The 15,907-nt window shown below is 69.6% G+C and carries 19 protein-coding genes; 11 read left to right on the top strand and 8 right to left on the bottom strand.

What is annotated here, in order from left to right; genetic code table 11:
• Positions 1-12: 12 nt before the first annotated feature.
• From rsmA to G3I60_RS09500, 5 genes are all read left to right on the top strand, one after another.
• Positions 13-930, top strand: a complete 918-nt coding sequence (gene rsmA / locus G3I60_RS09520; protein WP_164294411.1) for a 16S rRNA (adenine(1518)-N(6)/adenine(1519)-N(6))-dimethyltransferase RsmA — start codon at positions 13-15, stop codon at positions 928-930.
• The gene (locus G3I60_RS09515) at positions 927-1,871 is read left to right on the top strand and encodes a 4-(cytidine 5'-diphospho)-2-C-methyl-D-erythritol kinase (protein ID WP_138354704.1); all 945 of its coding nucleotides are present in this window, start codon (positions 927-929) and stop codon (positions 1,869-1,871) included. The genes rsmA and G3I60_RS09515 overlap by 4 nt, the downstream gene beginning before the upstream one ends.
• 107 nt (positions 1,872-1,978) lie before the next feature.
• A complete protein-coding gene (locus G3I60_RS09510; protein ID WP_244809205.1) occupies positions 1,979-2,557 on the top strand; it encodes an RNA polymerase sigma factor in 579 nt (192 codons plus the stop codon).
• Entirely contained in the window at positions 2,554-3,183 is a 630-nt protein-coding gene (locus tag G3I60_RS09505) for a hypothetical protein (protein ID WP_164294412.1), read from the top strand. The genes G3I60_RS09510 and G3I60_RS09505 overlap by 4 nt, the downstream gene beginning before the upstream one ends.
• Positions 3,184-3,308: 125 nt before the next feature.
• The gene (locus G3I60_RS09500; RefSeq protein WP_164294413.1) at positions 3,309-3,716 is read left to right on the top strand and encodes an STAS domain-containing protein; all 408 of its coding nucleotides are present in this window, start codon (positions 3,309-3,311) and stop codon (positions 3,714-3,716) included.
• Between the two features lie 7 nt (positions 3,717-3,723).
• Here the strand turns inward: G3I60_RS09500 and G3I60_RS09495 are convergent, their stop codons facing one another.
• From G3I60_RS09495 to G3I60_RS09485, 3 genes are read right to left on the bottom strand one after another with little or no spacing between them, the layout of a single operon-like run.
• Positions 3,724-4,044 (bottom strand): hypothetical protein, encoded by a 321-nt coding sequence (locus tag G3I60_RS09495; protein ID WP_164294414.1) that lies wholly within the window; start codon positions 4,042-4,044, stop codon positions 3,724-3,726.
• A gap of 53 nt (positions 4,045-4,097) precedes the next feature.
• Complete coding sequence (locus G3I60_RS09490) at positions 4,098-4,313, bottom strand: hypothetical protein (protein WP_164294415.1); 216 nt, start codon at positions 4,311-4,313, stop codon at positions 4,098-4,100.
• The gene (locus G3I60_RS09485) at positions 4,313-4,771 is read right to left on the bottom strand and encodes an ATP-binding protein (RefSeq protein WP_164294416.1); all 459 of its coding nucleotides are present in this window, start codon (positions 4,769-4,771) and stop codon (positions 4,313-4,315) included. The genes G3I60_RS09490 and G3I60_RS09485 overlap by 1 nt, the downstream gene beginning before the upstream one ends.
• 143 nt (positions 4,772-4,914) lie before the next feature.
• On the opposite strand from G3I60_RS09485, the gene G3I60_RS09480 reads away from it, so the two are divergent.
• Together G3I60_RS09480 and G3I60_RS09475 are read left to right on the top strand one after the other, a co-directional pair.
• The gene (locus tag G3I60_RS09480) at positions 4,915-5,766 is read left to right on the top strand and encodes a helix-turn-helix transcriptional regulator (protein ID WP_164294417.1); all 852 of its coding nucleotides are present in this window, start codon (positions 4,915-4,917) and stop codon (positions 5,764-5,766) included.
• Positions 5,767-5,778: 12 nt separating this feature from the next.
• Positions 5,779-5,967: a DUF397 domain-containing protein gene (locus G3I60_RS09475; protein ID WP_164294418.1), complete on the top strand. Its 189-nt coding sequence runs from the start codon at positions 5,779-5,781 to the stop codon at positions 5,965-5,967.
• Here G3I60_RS09475 and G3I60_RS09470 read toward each other — a convergent pair.
• The 5 genes from G3I60_RS09470 to G3I60_RS09450 all read right to left on the bottom strand — a co-directional run bounded on the left by G3I60_RS09470 (position 5,964) and on the right by G3I60_RS09450 (position 9,429).
• The gene (locus G3I60_RS09470; RefSeq protein WP_164294419.1) at positions 5,964-6,302 is read right to left on the bottom strand and encodes a hypothetical protein; all 339 of its coding nucleotides are present in this window, start codon (positions 6,300-6,302) and stop codon (positions 5,964-5,966) included. The genes G3I60_RS09475 and G3I60_RS09470 overlap by 4 nt on opposite strands.
• Positions 6,303-6,396: 94 nt before the next feature.
• On the bottom strand, positions 6,397-7,524 hold the full coding sequence (locus tag G3I60_RS09465) for a methyltransferase domain-containing protein (protein ID WP_164294420.1): 1,128 nt from the start codon (positions 7,522-7,524) through the stop codon (positions 6,397-6,399).
• Between the two features lie 313 nt (positions 7,525-7,837).
• Positions 7,838-8,686, bottom strand: coding sequence for a helix-turn-helix transcriptional regulator (locus G3I60_RS09460; protein WP_164294421.1), 849 nt, complete (start codon positions 8,684-8,686; stop codon positions 7,838-7,840).
• Positions 8,687-8,699: 13 nt separating this feature from the next.
• A complete protein-coding gene (locus G3I60_RS09455) occupies positions 8,700-9,224 on the bottom strand; it encodes a DUF6879 family protein (RefSeq protein ID WP_164606983.1) in 525 nt (174 codons plus the stop codon).
• Positions 9,202-9,429 (bottom strand): hypothetical protein, encoded by a 228-nt coding sequence (locus G3I60_RS09450; RefSeq protein ID WP_164294423.1) that lies wholly within the window; start codon positions 9,427-9,429, stop codon positions 9,202-9,204. Before G3I60_RS09450 ends, G3I60_RS09455 begins: the two co-directional genes overlap by 23 nt.
• 281 nt (positions 9,430-9,710) lie before the next feature.
• Between G3I60_RS09450 and G3I60_RS09445 the strand changes: the two genes are divergently transcribed.
• The 4 genes from G3I60_RS09445 to galT all read left to right on the top strand — a co-directional run bounded on the left by G3I60_RS09445 (position 9,711) and on the right by galT (position 15,900).
• Positions 9,711-11,516, top strand: a complete 1,806-nt coding sequence (locus G3I60_RS09445; RefSeq protein ID WP_138354695.1) for an ABC-F family ATP-binding cassette domain-containing protein — start codon at positions 9,711-9,713, stop codon at positions 11,514-11,516.
• A gap of 167 nt (positions 11,517-11,683) precedes the next feature.
• On the top strand, positions 11,684-13,438 hold the full coding sequence (locus tag G3I60_RS09440) for a hypothetical protein (RefSeq protein WP_164294424.1): 1,755 nt from the start codon (positions 11,684-11,686) through the stop codon (positions 13,436-13,438).
• A gap of 491 nt (positions 13,439-13,929) precedes the next feature.
• Entirely contained in the window at positions 13,930-14,616 is a 687-nt protein-coding gene (locus tag G3I60_RS09435; RefSeq protein ID WP_164294425.1) for a LuxR C-terminal-related transcriptional regulator, read from the top strand.
• 240 nt (positions 14,617-14,856) lie between these two features.
• The gene (galT, locus tag G3I60_RS09430; RefSeq protein WP_164294426.1) at positions 14,857-15,900 is read left to right on the top strand and encodes a galactose-1-phosphate uridylyltransferase; all 1,044 of its coding nucleotides are present in this window, start codon (positions 14,857-14,859) and stop codon (positions 15,898-15,900) included.
• The last annotated feature ends 7 nt before the right edge of the window (positions 15,901-15,907 follow it).

The following is a 15,907-nucleotide window of genomic DNA, read 5'->3' as shown; positions in this document are numbered from 1 at the left end:
TACGCTGAGTACGTGAGCACCACTGAGCCCGACGCACTCCTCGGTCCCGCCGACATCCGCGAACTGGCCGCCGCGCTGGGCGTACGCCCCACCAAGCAGCGGGGCCAGAACTTCGTCATCGACGCGAACACGGTGCGGCGCATCGTGCGGACGGCCGGCGTCCTGCCGGACGACACCGTCCTCGAGGTCGGACCCGGCCTCGGATCGCTGACGCTGGCGCTGCTGGAAGCGGCCGACCGCGTCACGGCGATCGAGATCGACGACGTGCTCGCGGGCGCGCTCACCCCCACCATCGTGGCGCGGATGCCCTCCCGGGCCGACCGGTTCGCGCTGGTGCACAACGACGCGATGCAGGTCACGGAGTTGCCGGGGCCGCCGCCGACCGCGCTGGTCGCGAATCTGCCGTACAACGTGGCGGTGCCGGTGCTGCTGCACATGCTCGCGACGTTCCCGACGATCGAACGCACCCTCGTCATGGTCCAGGCCGAGGTCGCGGACCGGCTGGCCGCCAAGCCCGGCAACAAGGTCTACGGCGTGCCCTCGGTGAAGGCGAACTGGTACGCGGACGTGAAGCGCGCCGGATCCATCGGCCGCAACGTCTTCTGGCCCGCGCCGAACGTCGACTCCGGTCTGGTCGCGCTGGTGCGCCACGAGCCGCCGACGACCACGGCCACCCGGCGCGAGGTCTTCGCCGTCGTCGACGCGGCCTTCGCCCAGCGCCGCAAGACCCTGCGGGCCGCGCTCGCCGGCTGGGCCGGCTCGGCTCCCGCCGCCGAGGCCGCGCTCGTCGCGGCGGGCATCTCGCCGCAGGCGCGCGGTGAGGCACTGACGGTCGAGGAGTTCGCGGCCATCGCCGAGCACAAGCCGGCCGTGGCCGTCGTGGCGGAGGGCAAGCCGGCCGCGGACGTCGTGGTGGAGGACGAGCAGTGAGCGTGCCCGCCGCCGCGTCCGCCTCCGTCACCGTCCGGATCCCCGCCAAGGTCAACGCGCAGCTGGCCGTCGGCGGTCTGCGGCCCGACGGTTTCCACGACCTGGCGAACGTGTTCCTCGCCGTGGGCCTGTACGACGAGGTCACCGTCACCCCCGCCGACAGCCTGCGGATCACGGCGTCCGGCCCGGACGCCGCGGAGATCCCCCTGGACGGCACGAACCTGGCCGCCCGGGCCGCCGTCGCGCTCGCCGCGCGGCACGGCATCGAGCCCGCCGTCCACATCCACATCGCCAAGGACATCCCCGTCGCGGGCGGCATGGCGGGCGGCAGCGCGGACGGGGCGGGCGCACTGCTCGCCTGCGACGCCCTGTGGGGACTGCACACCCCGCAGGCCGAACTCCTGGACATCTGCGCCGAGCTGGGCAGCGACGTGCCGTTCAACCTGATCGGCGGCGCCGCGCTCGGACGCGGCCGGGGCGAGATCCTCACCCCGCTCGACGTGCGGGGACCGTTCCACTGGGTCTTCGCCGTCGCGGACGGCGGTCTGTCGACTCCGGCCGTCTACCGCGAGTGCGACCGGCTGCGCGAAGCGTCCGGCACCGGCGCCACCACGGCCGACATCGCGGACCCCGAACCGGCCCCGGCCCTGCTCGAAGCCCTCGCCTCCGGCGACCCCGCCGCACTGGCCGCCGCCCTGGGCAACGACCTCCAGCCCGCCGCCCTCTCCCTGCGCCCCGCCCTCGCCGACACCCTCCGCGCGGGCACCGGGGCCGGCGCCCTGGCCGCCCTGGTCTCCGGATCGGGCCCGACGTGCGCCTTCCTGGCGGCCACCCCCGAAGAAGCCGAGAAGATCGCCGAGGCCGTCCTGGCCTCCGGCACCTGCCGTACGACCCGGGTCACGACGTCCCCGGCCCCGGGGGCGACGATCCTGCCCGCCTGACGCTGCCAGGTGTGGAACAGCCGGTGCTGGAGGGGGCATGTAACGCTTTCGGGCGGCCGAGCCAAGTAGAGATGTAAGGCATTGCTCGTCCGTTCAAGGAGTCGTCCGTGAAAGCGGAGCATTCAGCAGCGCCACCCGTGCGTGATCCGGTCGGGTTCGCCGTGTTCTACCAGCAGCAGTTCGACACTGTGCTCGGTTTTGTCACCCGGCGCACCGACAGCCCGCACCTGGCCGCGGACCTGACCGCCGACATCTTCCTGACGGCGCTCGAACAAGCGCACACCTACGACGCCCGCCGCGGCGCACCGGTCGCCTGGCTCTACGGCATCTCCCGCAACGTCCTGGCCGCCCACTTCCGGGGCAGTGCCCGCGAGCGGCAGGCCACCGCCCAGCTCGCCGGCCGTCGGCTGCTGGACGACGAGGACGTCAGCGCGATCGAGGGCCGTATCGACGCCGCCCGCGACGCCCGGCAGCTGGCCGCGCGGCACGCCGCCCTGTCCGAGCCGCTGCGCGCGGTGCTGGACCTGGTGGCCCTGGACGGACTCACCACCCGCGAGGCCGCGCAGGCCCTGGGCATCAGCTCGGCCGCCGCCCGGGTGCGCCTGCACCGCGCCCGTATGGCCCTGCAGCGCGTCGACACCAAGACCACCTCATCCCTGCACGCTGTCTCGGAGGCCCACTCATGACCACCCCCGTGCACTTCCAGCAGCAGCTCGCCGAGGAGCTCACCGCCCGTGCCGCGGCCCTGCCGCCCGTGGCGGCGGTGCCGGTGCGGCCGCGCCACACCCGGCGGATCGCGGTCACCGCGCTGGGACTGGCCGCAGCCGCCACCGCAGTGATGCTGATCCCGCACTCGGCCGGTACCACCGACACCCCGCAAGCGGGAACGGGCCAGAGCACCACCCAGGTCCCGGGCGGTGCGCCGGTCCTGAGCAACGCCGCCTACACGGTGGTTCCGCGCAAGGACGGGACCGTCAGCATCCAGGTGACGGGCGCTGAGGTGTCCGGGCTCCAGGCGGCGCTGCGCAGCCTGGGTGTGCCGGCCGTGGTCCTGCGGGCCTCGGAGTCCTGCCACGCCAAGGTCCGCACCGACAACGCCAACCTGGAGACGGTCTCCTCGCAGGATCCGAAGAACGGACGCGTGATGGTGATCCGGCCCAGCGCCATCCCGCACGGGGACTCCCTGGTGCTGGTGCAGCCCTCCCTCAAGGGAGTCCTGCACCCGGACAAGATGTACTCCATGGAGGTCATGCTGTCCCCGGGCGAGCCCAGCTGCTTCCCCGCCTCCCAGAGCAGCATCGGCGTGGGCTAGAGACTGTCCCGCCCTGTCCGGACCCGGTCGTACCGGGTCCGGACGGGGCGCGCACCGAACAAGGGGCCGCGCCCGCATCCCCCGCACCTGAGAAGCCGCAGAGGATCACAGCCATCACAGCCACCATGCGAACAGGATCCGATCCGGGCCATGGCGCGGCGCCCGGACACCTCCGGCGTCCCGCGGTCCGCACCATCGGCCAGGACGTGCGGGGCACGACCGTCGTCGAGTTCCACGGCGAGATCGACATCGCAACCACCGGCGAGAGCGACCAGCACCTGGACGCGGCAACCGCCCGCAGCGCTCCGTCGGTGCTTGTCGACCTGCGCGGGGTGACCTTCATCGACAGTGCCGGGCTCGGCCCCATCTGCCGGGCCTGGCGCCGAGCCGTGGACCGCGGCGGCGACCTCACCCTGCTCTGCACCGACACCAGGATGCTCACCATCCTGCGGCTGACGGGCGTGACCCCCGCCATCGCCGTCACCCGCTCCTCCCTTGGGATGGCCAACCGGCCAGGGTGCGAAGCGAGCTGATGGAGCCTCAGCCGTAAAGCTCCATCACCAGTGCCCACACCGTGAACTGCGCTGCCATCGCGATCACCCACAGGACCGGTCGCCACGGGCGGCGGGACATCGCGCCGTAGCTGCCCACGGCTGCTGCCGCCAGCGCGACAACCATCGGCCCGAGGGACAGAACGTCCCTGCCCCAGCCGTTGCAGAGGGCGTGGTCGCCCGGATCGCATTCGTTCCCGGCGGACAGGCCCATCAGCGACACGGCGGTCAGCCCGACGAGGGAGCACAGACAGACGACCGCCACACCCAGCACCCGGACACCCTGCTCGACGATCTCTCTGTGCGTCACGTGCGGCACGGTAGCGGTTCGCCCTGACGTCACGCCACGAGTTCGAACCGGTGTCAGGTCTCACCCGCATCGTCGGGGCGCCGCCGCAGCGCGATGAACACCCGCCACCGGTGCAGGAAGGATTCCAGCGCGGCGGCACTGCCCGTCTGTTCCGCCTCCTGCCGCGCGGCGCTCAGTTCGCGGTCGAACCGTTCCGCCGCGGCGAGATCCAGCCCGCTGACGGTCACCCGCAGGGCCGCCTCGACGAGCGGATCGCCGGGTTCCGCCATCAGGCGGCCAACTCGAACCACAGCAACTTCCCGCACCCCCCGAACACTTCCTCGCCGAGCGCGTACCCGCCCCACCGGTCCGCGCACTCCCGCACGAGCAGCAGCCCCCGCCCCCGCTCGGCGCACTCGGGCGGCCCGGGCGGATGCGGTGCGCCGCGAAACGGCGGCGGAATCGTCGGGTTGGTGTCCCACACACCCACCCGTACGTGCGTCGTGCGCGGATTGCTCAGCCGGATCCACGACGGCCCGTCGGAGTACAGCAGCGAGTTGGTCACCAACTCGCTCGCCAGCAGCTCGGCCACGTCGGTGACCTGCGGAATCCCGTACGCCAGCAGCACGGCTCGCACCGTGGCCCGCGCGATGCGGACGGCTCTGCCGTCGTGCGGGAGTTGGAGGGTGTACGTCCAGAAGTCGTCGGGGTGCGGCGTGTTCGCCGCTACGTTGTTGTCGTTGTGCATGGGGGAACCGCCTTCGTCGAGTGGCCTGCGTCACACCGTAGAGTGCGGCGGTAAAGGTATTTTGCGGAACTGGCTAAAGACCTTTGGATTTAGCTCGTGTGAGTGACTGCTCCGCGCTGCGCGCGGCTACGGAGGGACGGCGGATGCCGGTCAGGAACGCGCCGACAGCGCGCCAACTGCGACTCGGAGCCGAGCTGCGCAAACTGCGGGAGCGGGCGGGCCTGACGTCAACCGAGGCGGGGCGTCTGCTCGGCACCAACCAGGCGCAGATCAGCAACATCGAGGCGAGCCGTTTCGGCGTGAGCGCCGACCGCGTTCGCACACTGGCGCGGAACTACGACTGTTCCGACGCGGCTCTCGTCGATGCGCTGGTGGGCATGACGGGAGAGCGGAAGCGCGGCTGGTGGGAGGAGTACCGCGACATTCTGCCCATCGGGCTGCTCGACCTTGCGGAGATGGAGCACCACGCGAGGGCGATGCGGGTGGCCGTGGTGATCCATATGCCGGGACTGCTCCAGACGCTGGATCATGCTCGCGCGGGGCTTCAGGAGGCAGTTCCGCCGCTCCTGCCGCACATCGTCGAACACCACATCTCGTACCGGATGAAGCGGCAGGCGATCCTGTACGGCGACCGGCCGACGCACTACGCCACGATCGTGCACGAGGCCGCGCTGCGGATGGGCGTGGGTGGCCGGGACGTTGCGCGGCGGCAGCTGCAGCACCTCATCGAGATGAGCGAGCAGGAGAACGTGGTCGTGCGAGTGATCCCGTTCGGCGAATGGGCCTTTGTCTCCACCGGCCAGTCCATCACCTACGCCTCGGGCCCCGTGCCGCTGCTGGACACCGTCGAGCTGGACACCGCTCATGGTTGCGAGTTCCTGGACGCGGAGACGCAGCTCGCCAAGTATCGAGTGGTGCTCGACCGAATGAGCAGCGGCGCTCTCACTCCGGAGAAATCGCGGGATCTGATCCACAGCATCGCCCAGAGCCTCTGAAAGGCGGCGAACGTGTCCACATTGTCCTGGCAGAAGTCCTCTTACAGTCCCGAGGAATCAAACTGCCTCTATCTCGCCCGCACCTGCGACGGAACGATCCGCCTCCGTGAATCCGACGATCCCGATGTGATCGTCCACACCACCCCCGCCGCGCTCCGCGCGTTCCTCCAGGCCCTGAAGGCCGGGGCGGACCGGCCCTAGGACGAGGCCAGTGTCGCGTTGATGATCCAGACGACCAGGAGCAGGGCCAAACCCAACGTGGCGGCCACCGCCGTGCCGTTGCGGCGGAGGGTGCCGAACAGGCCGGCCGTCACGATCAGTGGGGCGGCGATCTGGGGGAGCAGGACCATGAGGTTCTGGCGGGCGGGGTCGCAGATGCCCTCGTGGGAGTCCGGGAAGCACGAGTCGCTCGCCATGATGAAGATGGGCGCGAGCAGGTAGGTGAACAGGCCGGCGACGACGAGCAGCACCGCGAGCAGCCCGCGGACCAGTAGGAGCGGGGTTCGTGCGGCCGGTGTGTTCACGGGGGCGGTCATATCGATGACGCTAGGCCGCAACCGGGCGGGCGGCATGAGCGGGGCTACTCACCCCGGGATGAGTAGCCCCGCCTGCGGCATTCCCGGGGTGCGGTCAGCGGACGGTGGGGACCGGCGTTCCCGGCGTGCGTAGCCAGACCTGCTGGCCGCCGGTCTCCGTCACGGTGAGGCCGAATGCGTCGCGCTCCGGCCGGCCGTTCTCCAACCACCAGGAGTAGGCGGTCCCGACCTCGTCCCAGAGGCGGCGTGGGCCGTACTGATCCACCTCGAACGACGTTTCGCCGGGTACGTACTCGATGGAGGCCCACGATCGCCGGTCGTCGGCGAGCAGCCACAAGGTCGACTCGTCGCTGCCGTCGTCGGCAGCGCACAGCATCGACCACAAGCCGGACACCTGGACGGCGACGGCGAAGCGGGCGTCCGTGTCGTTCCGGACGGACTCCGGGTGCACCGTCGTTCGGCTCTTGGTGCCCTCGCCCTCGTGGTGGAGGTAATCCACGAGGTACCCGTAGCCGGGACGCTGCTGTCGAGCCCACATGAAGGCCGGATATCCCGAGAACCGGCCGGTGGCCACTCCGTGCGAGACGTCGAGGACCGCGAAGGAGGCGGAGAAGTAACCGTTTCCCCAGGGGGTGACGATCCGGCCTTCGGGGGTCTGTTCAACCCAGGCCCCCGGGATCTCCTGGACGCAGCAGGTGGAGATCAGCCGATCGAAGGGGGCGTGGGCCTTCACCCCGGAGAGCCCGTCCCCGAGGATCAGTCTGGGCGCCAGGCCCGCCCGGCGGAGGTTCTTCCGGGCTTCCGCCGCCACGCCTTCGTCCATTTCGATCGAGGTCACCAGCCGGCCGCCGAGCCGATGGGTGAGCCATGCGGCGTTGTAGCCCGTGCCGGTGCCCACCTCCAGAACGTGATGACCGTTCCCGACCTCCAGCAGTCCGAGCATCTGGAGCATGAGGGACGGCATGGACGTTGAGGAGGTCGGTAGTTCGTACCCGCCTTCCACGGATTTCCCGTCGTTCACCTGGGTGATCAGAGGCGTGTCGCCGTAGACGTACCGGGCCCATTTCTCCGGGCTGTCCTTCTTCGCGATGAGGCTGTCCCGGTACTGGTAGGTGTCGGGAACGAACAGCGCCCGATCCACGCCGGCGACGGCCGCCGCCCACTCCGGCGACAGCGCGCCCTTGTGTTCAAGGATTTCCACGAGGCGCTGCCGTGTCGTCATCCGCCTGCCTCACTTCTTCTTCGGCGGGTCGGTCACCGGCTTGTTCCAACTGCCGTCCGATTCCTTCGGGGACTGCTTCCGGTCCCCGTCGGACCCGCCTTTGCCGTCACCGTGCTTCGCCATGGCCGCTTCCCTCGCTAACGTCGTTTGGGCGGTCGGTACTTGCCACTGCTGACGGGGATGGGCTCCGGGTCGGGGGGCCGTGGCTTCGGCTTCGGGGGTACGGGCATGGCTGTCCTTCCCTTTCGGATGCCAACGACGTTAGGGACAGCAAAAAGTGGCGCTCAACGAAGTTGCGCCGACTTGCGGATGTTCATCCGAGTGAACTGATGGCCTTCGCGATCAGGTTCCGGGCCTGCTGGCCGTAGCAGGCGATATCGGCAAGCTTGGCGAACATCTGCAGGTACGTACCGACTTCGCTCGGCTGCTTCACCGTCACTTGGGCGGTGGCCAGCTCGATGATCACTTGGTCCTTGTCGAAAATCCAGAAGCCTTCAAGGGGCCACATGGTTCGCTCAGCCGTCATAGGGATCACGCCCAGACTCACCTGCGGCAGCGAACCCACGGTGAGCAGGTGCCCCAGTTGGGCCGCCATCACGTCCGCAGTGCCGAAGCGCGACCACAGTGCTGTCTCCTCGACGAGGAACGCGAACCGTCGGTCCCCTTCACGGAGGACCCGCTGTCTGTCCACGCGCACCTTCGCCGCAGCCTCGGTGTCGTCAGGAATGTCCCAGAAGGAAACGATGCGTTTCATGATTGCCTGCGCGTAGTCGCCGGTCTGCAGGAGCCCGGGAATGACTCCGGGCTCGTACACGCGGAAGTGGCGGGTGCGCTCGTACAGAGGGACGTGCGCCTGCTGAATCTGCCGCAGGCCGTCGCTCTGGAGCCGACGCCACTCGACATACATCTCTTCGATGTTGTGCAGGGTGGAAACGAGGTCCACGTACAGCTCCGGCACGCCGCACAAGGTGGCGTACGTGAGGAGGTCCGGGTCCGACGGTGAGGTCTTCCCGTTCTCGATGCGCGACGCCTTCGACTCACTCCAACCGGCGCGGGCGGCGAACGCCCGCGCCGTCAGGCCGGTCGGTCTGCGGATCTCTCGAAGGCGTCGCCCGAGAGCCCTCCGGGCATCGAGAACGGCTGAGGAAGGAGAAGTCGCCACGGGAGTGTTCGGATCAGGTGATCCGGTACTCCTCGTGCGGGGTGGCACGTTGCCACACCGCCTCGAACGAGCTCTCGCAGAGGCTGAGGATCGTCGGGTCGGTCGTCAGCTCCATCCAGTCCTCCGGGCTCTCACCGTCGCCCGTGAAGTGCAGTACGAGGACCAGTTCGTTGTCGAACACCCAGAAGTCGTTTCCGGGGAAGGCGATGTCCGTTGCCTGCCGACGGGGGAGCCAGCGAATCTGTTCGCCGGCCTTCACGTTCGCGTCCGAGACATGGTGCTCGAACTTGATGTAGTCCGACTCCGGGACGGAGAAGACCCGTGCTCGACGGATCACCACGCCGCGATCCGTTGCTTCCCGGACCCACGTGAGCCAGTCCCGGAACTCGGGATCGTTGTCCTGATCCGCGCTGCGAACCCCGTTCTGCCAGGCGATATAGGCCGGGTCCGACGTCATGTAGCCGTCGCGCATCTCCAGATGCACGGCCGAGTGACGTGCCGAGGCGAGCAGTTCCTCAAATGTTGGGGGCTTCGTCACTCTTCACCTCCAGGAAGAACTGGACCATGCGCCGCGGGATCTCGACGACAGTCTCGTGGGCGGGGATGTCCAGTTCCGCCAGCCGTTCCCGGTCCAGCACCTTCCACCCCTGGACCAGGTAGTTGTCGGTCTCGTCATCGAGATACACGGTGGGAGAGCCGCCGGACTTGCTCTCCGGGTCCTTGCCGAGCAGGTGTAACGCCATGGTGTCCTCCGCTGTCGAGCCGGATGAGATCGCTGCCAACGAGCTTGCACCGCGCCCACCGGCGCGCGACAGGAACTTGCGGGAACTTGCTCGATCGACTTCGGTGCCGCGGCAGGGAACAGGGGCCGGGCAGTGGCCCGTTCCCGCCTGCGGATTGTCACACCGGGTGACAACGACGGCACGTTGTGTGCCGCTCCCGGCAAGGGGAGCAGGCGGAGGGGGTGGTCGGTGGTGGCGACTACCCTGGGAGATCGATCGTTCCGCACCAGCATGGAGTAAAAGTGGCCGTCAACCTCGTCAACGTCGAGGCCGTAGGAAAGGTCTACGGCACCCGGGCGCTGCTCGACGGTGTTTCCCTCGGCGTTTCGGAGGGCGACCGTATCGGGGTCGTCGGCCGTAATGGTGACGGGAAGACGACCCTGATCCGGATGCTCGCGCAGCTGGAGGAGCCGGACACCGGGCGGGTCACGCATGTGGGCGGGCTGCGGCTCGGGGTGCTGACGCAGCACGACAGCCTGGACCCGAAGGCGACCGTCCGGCACGAGGTGGTCGGGGACAAGGCGGACCACGAGTGGCTCGGGGACGCGAAGATCCGCGATGTGCTGACCGGGCTGTTCGGCGGGCTGGACCTGCCGGGGTTCCCACAGGGGCTGGACACGGTGATCGGGCCGCTGTCCGGTGGTGAGCGGCGCCGGATCGCGCTGGCGAAGCTGCTGATCGACGAGCAGGACCTGGTCGTGCTCGACGAGCCGACCAACCATCTCGACGTCGAGGGCATCGCCTGGCTGGCCGGGCACCTGCAGACCCGGCGCTCCGCGCTGGTCTGCGTCACTCACGACCGGTGGTTCCTGGACCAGGTCTGCACCCGGATGTGGGACGTGCAGCGCGGTGACGTGCACGAGTACGAGGGCGGCTACAGCGACTACGTCTTCGCGCGGGCCGAGCGCGACCGGCGGGCGGCCACCGAAGAGGGCAAGCGGCAGAACCTCATGCGCAAGGAGCTGGCGTGGCTGCGCCGCGGCGCCCCGGCGCGGACGAGCAAGCCGCGCTACCGCATCGAGGCCGCGAACGAGCTGATCGCGGACGTGCCGCCGCCGCGCGACAGTGCCGAGCTGATGAAGTTCGCCAACTCGCGGCTCGGCAAGACCGTCTTCGAGCTGGAGGACGTGACGATCCAGGGCGGCGACAAGGTGCTGCTCAAGCACCTGACGTGGCAGCTGGGTCCGGGCGACCGGATCGGCCTGGTCGGGGTGAACGGCGCGGGCAAGACGTCGCTGCTGCGGGCGCTGGCGCAGGCCGCGTACTCGCACGGTGACGACCAGCCGCCCGCCGGGAAGATCGTCGTCGGCAAGACGGTGAAGCTCGCGTATCTGTCGCAGGAGGTCAGCGAGGTCGACCCGACGTGGCGGGTGCTGCAGGCCGTGGAGAGCGTGCGGCAGCGCGTGGACCTCGGCAAGGGCAAGGAGATGACGGCGGGCCAGCTGTGCGAGCAGTTCGGCTTCTCGAAGGAGAAGCAGTGGACGCCGGTCGGTGACCTGTCGGGTGGTGAGCGGCGCCGGCTGCAGATCCTGCGGCTGCTAATGGACGAGCCGAACGTGCTGTTCCTCGACGAGCCCACCAACGACCTCGACATCGAGACGCTGACGCAGCTGGAGGACGTCCTCGACGGATGGCCCGGCTCGATGGTGGTCATCAGCCACGACCGGTTCTTCCTGGAGCGCACCACCGACAACGTCTGGGCACTGCTCGGCGACTCGACGCTGCGGATGCTGCCGCGCGGGGTCGACGAGTACCTCGAGCGCCGCCGCCGTATCGCGGCGGACTCGGCGCCCGCGCCGGTCGTGTCGAAGGGCAAGGCGGCGGGAGCCGCCGGGTCGCGGGACGAGCGGGCGGCGAAGAAGGAGCTGCAGAAGGTCGAGCGCCGGCTCGACCGCATCGGCCAGGAAGAGGCCAAGGTGCACACGCAGATCGCGGACAACTCGACGGACTTCGACCTCGTCGCCAAGTTGGACACGCAACTGCGCGCGCTGCGCGACGAGCGCGACGAGCTGGAAATGCGCTGGCTGGAGCTGGCGGACGACGAGTAGGGCAGCCGGAGCTGTCGACGCCGGGGCGTGCGCGCCCCGGCGTGTGGGGCTTGTAGCGGGCGCGTAACGGTCGTGGACCGGCAGGTGGGGCGGCAGGGACGCAGTGATAGAAAGAGAACTCCCGCTTACCTGACCCTTACTGGTATTGCCTGAATGAGGACCTGCTGATGACGCAGCCGCCCCCGCCGCCCGGCAACCCGCCCAACTTCGGGAAGCCCGAGGGCGCTGTGCCGCCTCCGCCGCCCCCGCAGGGTCCGCCGCCGCAGGCGCCGCAGTACGGCTACCCGCAGCAGGGTCCGCCGCCCGCGCAGCAGTCGTACGGGTATCCGCCGGCCCCGCCCGCAGGCCAGGTGCCGGACAACCCGTACGCGCAGCCGGTCCCGCCGGGGCAGAACCCGTACGCGCAGCCGGCGCCGCAGCAGCCCGAACCGCCGCAGCCGCAGTACGGCTACCCGGCGCAGGGGCAGCCGCCCGGCCAGGCCCCGCAGACCGTCTACACGCAGCCCGGTGGCTACACCCAGCCCGGCGGCTACCCGCCGCAGGGCGGCGGTCAGGGCGGCGGCAACAGCAAGATCGTCGTGATCGTCGCCGCGGTGGTCGCCGCGGTGCTGGTCATCGGTGGCGGCGTGTTCTTCCTGACCAAGGGCGACGACGGCGACAAGAAGCCGATCGCGGACAAGACCTCGGCCGGTGCCAACGGCGGCGCCAGCGGCGGTAACGACGGCAAGCCGACGGGCGTCATCAACGCCAAGGTGGGCTGGAGCAAGACCGCCACGCGGCCGCCCGTCGACGAGATCACCGCCCGGGTGCCGAACACCTGGTTCAGCGGCGACACCGTCGTCAAGACGCTGCCGGACTCCGTGAAGGGGTACGCGCTCAGCGGCGGCGCGGAGAAGTGGTCGATCCCGATCACCGGCAAGTCCTGCCCGGCGTCGGACGACGTCTCCGACAACCGGGTCGCGATCCAGTTCGGCGCCAACTGCGAGATGCTGATGGCCGTCGACATCTCCAAGGGCACGAAGCTCTGGGAGGTGCCGCTGCCCATCGCGCCGGGTTCGAGCAGCTCCACTTTCCTCTACTCGACGGTCGCGGTCAGCGGCGATGTCGCGGCGATCTCCTGGCTGCACGGCTACGCCGGGTACAAGCTCAGCACCCATGCGCAGATCTGGGCGCCCAACCCGGCGTCCAGCTGCCAGGACAAGAGCTACGCGGGCGGCAAGCAGCTCGTCGTCTCGGTCGAGTGCGGCAAGGACGTCTTCGTCCGGGGCATCGACACCACGACCTACAAGACCAGCTGGTCCTGGCAGGTCTCGGCGGGCACCGAGCTCTCCAGCATCGTGTCCACCGACCCGGTGGTCATCGGGATCGGCGCCACCAACAGCCTGATGTCCGACCTCATGTACCTGGAGGGCGGCAAGCTCGTCGGCCACACCTCGCTGGGCAACGGCGGCTACCAGGGCAACTACGGGATCCACTGCCGGATCGCCGGTGAGGGCCCCTGCTTCAACTTCGCCATCCAGGGCACGACGCTCTACACCCCGACGAAGTCGCACAAGGCGGACGGCGGCGCCTACGGCCAGACCAACGAGATCGCGGCCGTGGACCTGAAGACCGGCAAGCCCCTGTGGACCGTCAAGCCGGCCGCCTCCGGCGAGTCGACCGTGGTCGGCATCGAGAACGGCAAGGTCATCGCGTACCAGGAGTCGGGGTACGACAAGCCCGGCGGGCTCTACGCGATGGACCCGACGACGCAGAAGAACACGCCGTACATGGTGTTCAGCGCCGACACGAAGAAGACCGAGAACGAGTTCCTGGACACGTACCGCTACACGTGGCTGCACAACGGGCACTTCTTCCTCACCGGCGTCACCGTCTCCGCCCGGGACTCGCTGTCGGCGCTGGTGATCGCGGACTTCAGCTGAGCCACCGGCCGGGGTAAACCCCCAGTACCGCACTGACGGGCCCATAACGAGACACCTGTCCCGTTGTGGGCCCGTCCTGTGCACGATGAGACGCCCCGGGTGTGAACCGGCCATCAATGACGGGTATTTCGGAATTGAGGGGTGCTTCTTACCGGTAAGGGGCGCGCCGCGTCGAACAAACGTGTAGCTTCCGGGGCTAGGGCCTGTCCGGCCGATCATGGGCGGTCCAGACGTCGTCTGGTGCGGTGCCTCGCAAGGCGCCGGAGCACCCGCATACCGGTTGTATATGGGTGTTTCGGCAACGCCGCGAGGGGCCGTGCCAGGCGGCGGAGGGGCCGTTCGTGATCGGCCGGACAGGCCCTGGACCCGGGCCCGCCGTGGGTCGACCGCCGGGACAACGGGCGGGCCGTGCGCTACGTACAAGTGGGGGCAGGACGTGGAGCCGCCGGGACCGGTCCCGATCGGTCCTCAGGGGGATAGGGGAACGCGACATGGGCGTACGTCTTGTCGTCATCGACGACCACCGGCTGCTGGCGGAGGCGCTCGCCTCGGCACTGAAACTGCGCGGGCACCGGGTGCTCGCCGCAGCCTCGCCGGCGGCGGGGGCGGCGGATCTCGTACTGAGCAGGTCGCCGGAGGTGTGTCTGATCGGCACGTCGTCCCCGGCCGATCCGGGGGTGTTCGAGACCGTCTCGCGGGTCAAGCGCGAGCGGCCGGCGGTGGCCGTGGTCGTTCTCGGGCCGGTGCCGAGCCCGCGCGGTATCGCGGCGGCGTTCGCGGCCGGTGCCTCGGGCTATGTGCGGCAGGACGAGCGCATCGAGGGCGTCGAGCGGGCCATGGTGAAGGCCAGGGCCGGTGAGGTCGCGGTCTCTCCGCAGCTGCTGCAGAGCGCGTTCGCGGAGCTGTTGAATCCGGTGGAGGAGCCCGACGACGAGGGCAGCCGGCTGCTGCAGATGCTCACACCGCGCGAGATAGAGGTCCTGATGCGGGTCGCCGAGGGTGAGGACACCCGGCTGATCGCCGCCGGGATGAGCATCGCCCCCAGCACCGCGCGCACCCATGTGCAGCGGGTGCTCATGAAACTCGGCGTCGGCTCCCGGCTGGAGGCCGCCGCGCTCGCGGCCCGTACCGGGCTGCTGGACCGGGTCACGGCCGGGAGCTTCCCCTCCGGAGGCTGACCGGGCCGCCGTAGCCCGGGGCCCGAGCCCCTGCCCGCGGTCCGATGCTCCACCCGTCGACGCTCCACAGGCCGATGCTCCACGCACCGCTGCCCCCGCGCCCTGTGCGGGGGCAGCGGCATGTCGTCGTGCCCTCACTCACCGATCTGGCCAGGTCCTGGCTGGTGCATTGACGTCACTGTTGTTTTGTGGTTCATTGTGCGCGGTTATGTTGAGTAGGTTTGATGAGGGGTCTCCGGAGTGAAGAAGACGACGACCCGCCTGGCGGACGGCCGTGAGCTGCTCTACTACGACTCCCGTGACGACGTGGTGCGCGACGCCGTGGACCGGCGCCTGCTGGACGCCGTCGCCACCTCGGCCGAGCTGCGTCGCGATCCGCTGCTGGGCGACACCGTCGCCGTCGCCTCCCACCGGCAGGGCCGCATCTACCACCCGCCGGCCGACGAGTGCCCGCTGTGCCCGTCGCGCGACGGCCGGCTCAGCGAGATCCCGGCCGCCGACTACGACGTCGCCGTCTTCGAGAACCGCTTCCCCTCCCTCGCGGGCGACGCCGGCCGCTGCGAGGTCGTCTGCTTCACCTCCGACCACGACGCCTCGTTCGCCGACCTCACCCCCGAGCAGGCCGGACTGGTGCTCGACGCCTGGACCGACCGCACCGCCGAGCTGTCCCAACTCCCCGGCGTCGAACAGGTCTTCTGCTTCGAGAACCGCGGCAAGGAGATCGGCGTCACCCTCGGCCACCCGCACGGACAGATCTACGCGTACCCGTTCATCACCCCGCGCACCGAGCTGATGCTGCGCTCGCTGGCCGAGCACCGGGAACGCACCGGCGGCAACCTCTTCGACGACGTAGTCGCGGATGAGCGTGCCGACGGCCGCCGTGTCGTGCTGGAGGGCGAGCACTGGACGGCGTTCGTCCCGTACGCGGCGCACTGGCCCTACGAGGTGCACCTCTACCCGAACCGCCGGGTGCCGGACCTGCTGCAGCTCGACGAGGACGCCCGCACAGAGTTCCCACATGTCTATCTGGAACTCTTGAAGCGCTTCGACCGGATCTTCGGGGAGGGCGAACCGCGCACGCCGTACATCGCGGGCTGGCACCAGGCACCCTTCGGGGCGGCCGACCGGTGTGACTTCGCGTTGCACCTTGAGCTTTTCACCGTCCGCCGCACTTCCGGCAAGCTGAAGTTTCTCGCGGGTTCCGAATCCGGCATGAGTGTGTTCATCAACGACGTGCCCCCGGAAACCGCGGCACAGCGACTGCGAGAGGTAGCGAGCCAGTGAGCACCCC

The organism is Streptomyces sp. SID13666, assembly GCF_010548325.1.
Lineage (GTDB): Bacteria > Actinomycetota > Actinomycetes > Streptomycetales > Streptomycetaceae > Actinacidiphila > Actinacidiphila fildesensis.
This window is presented reverse-complemented; position numbering and strand designations above follow the sequence as displayed.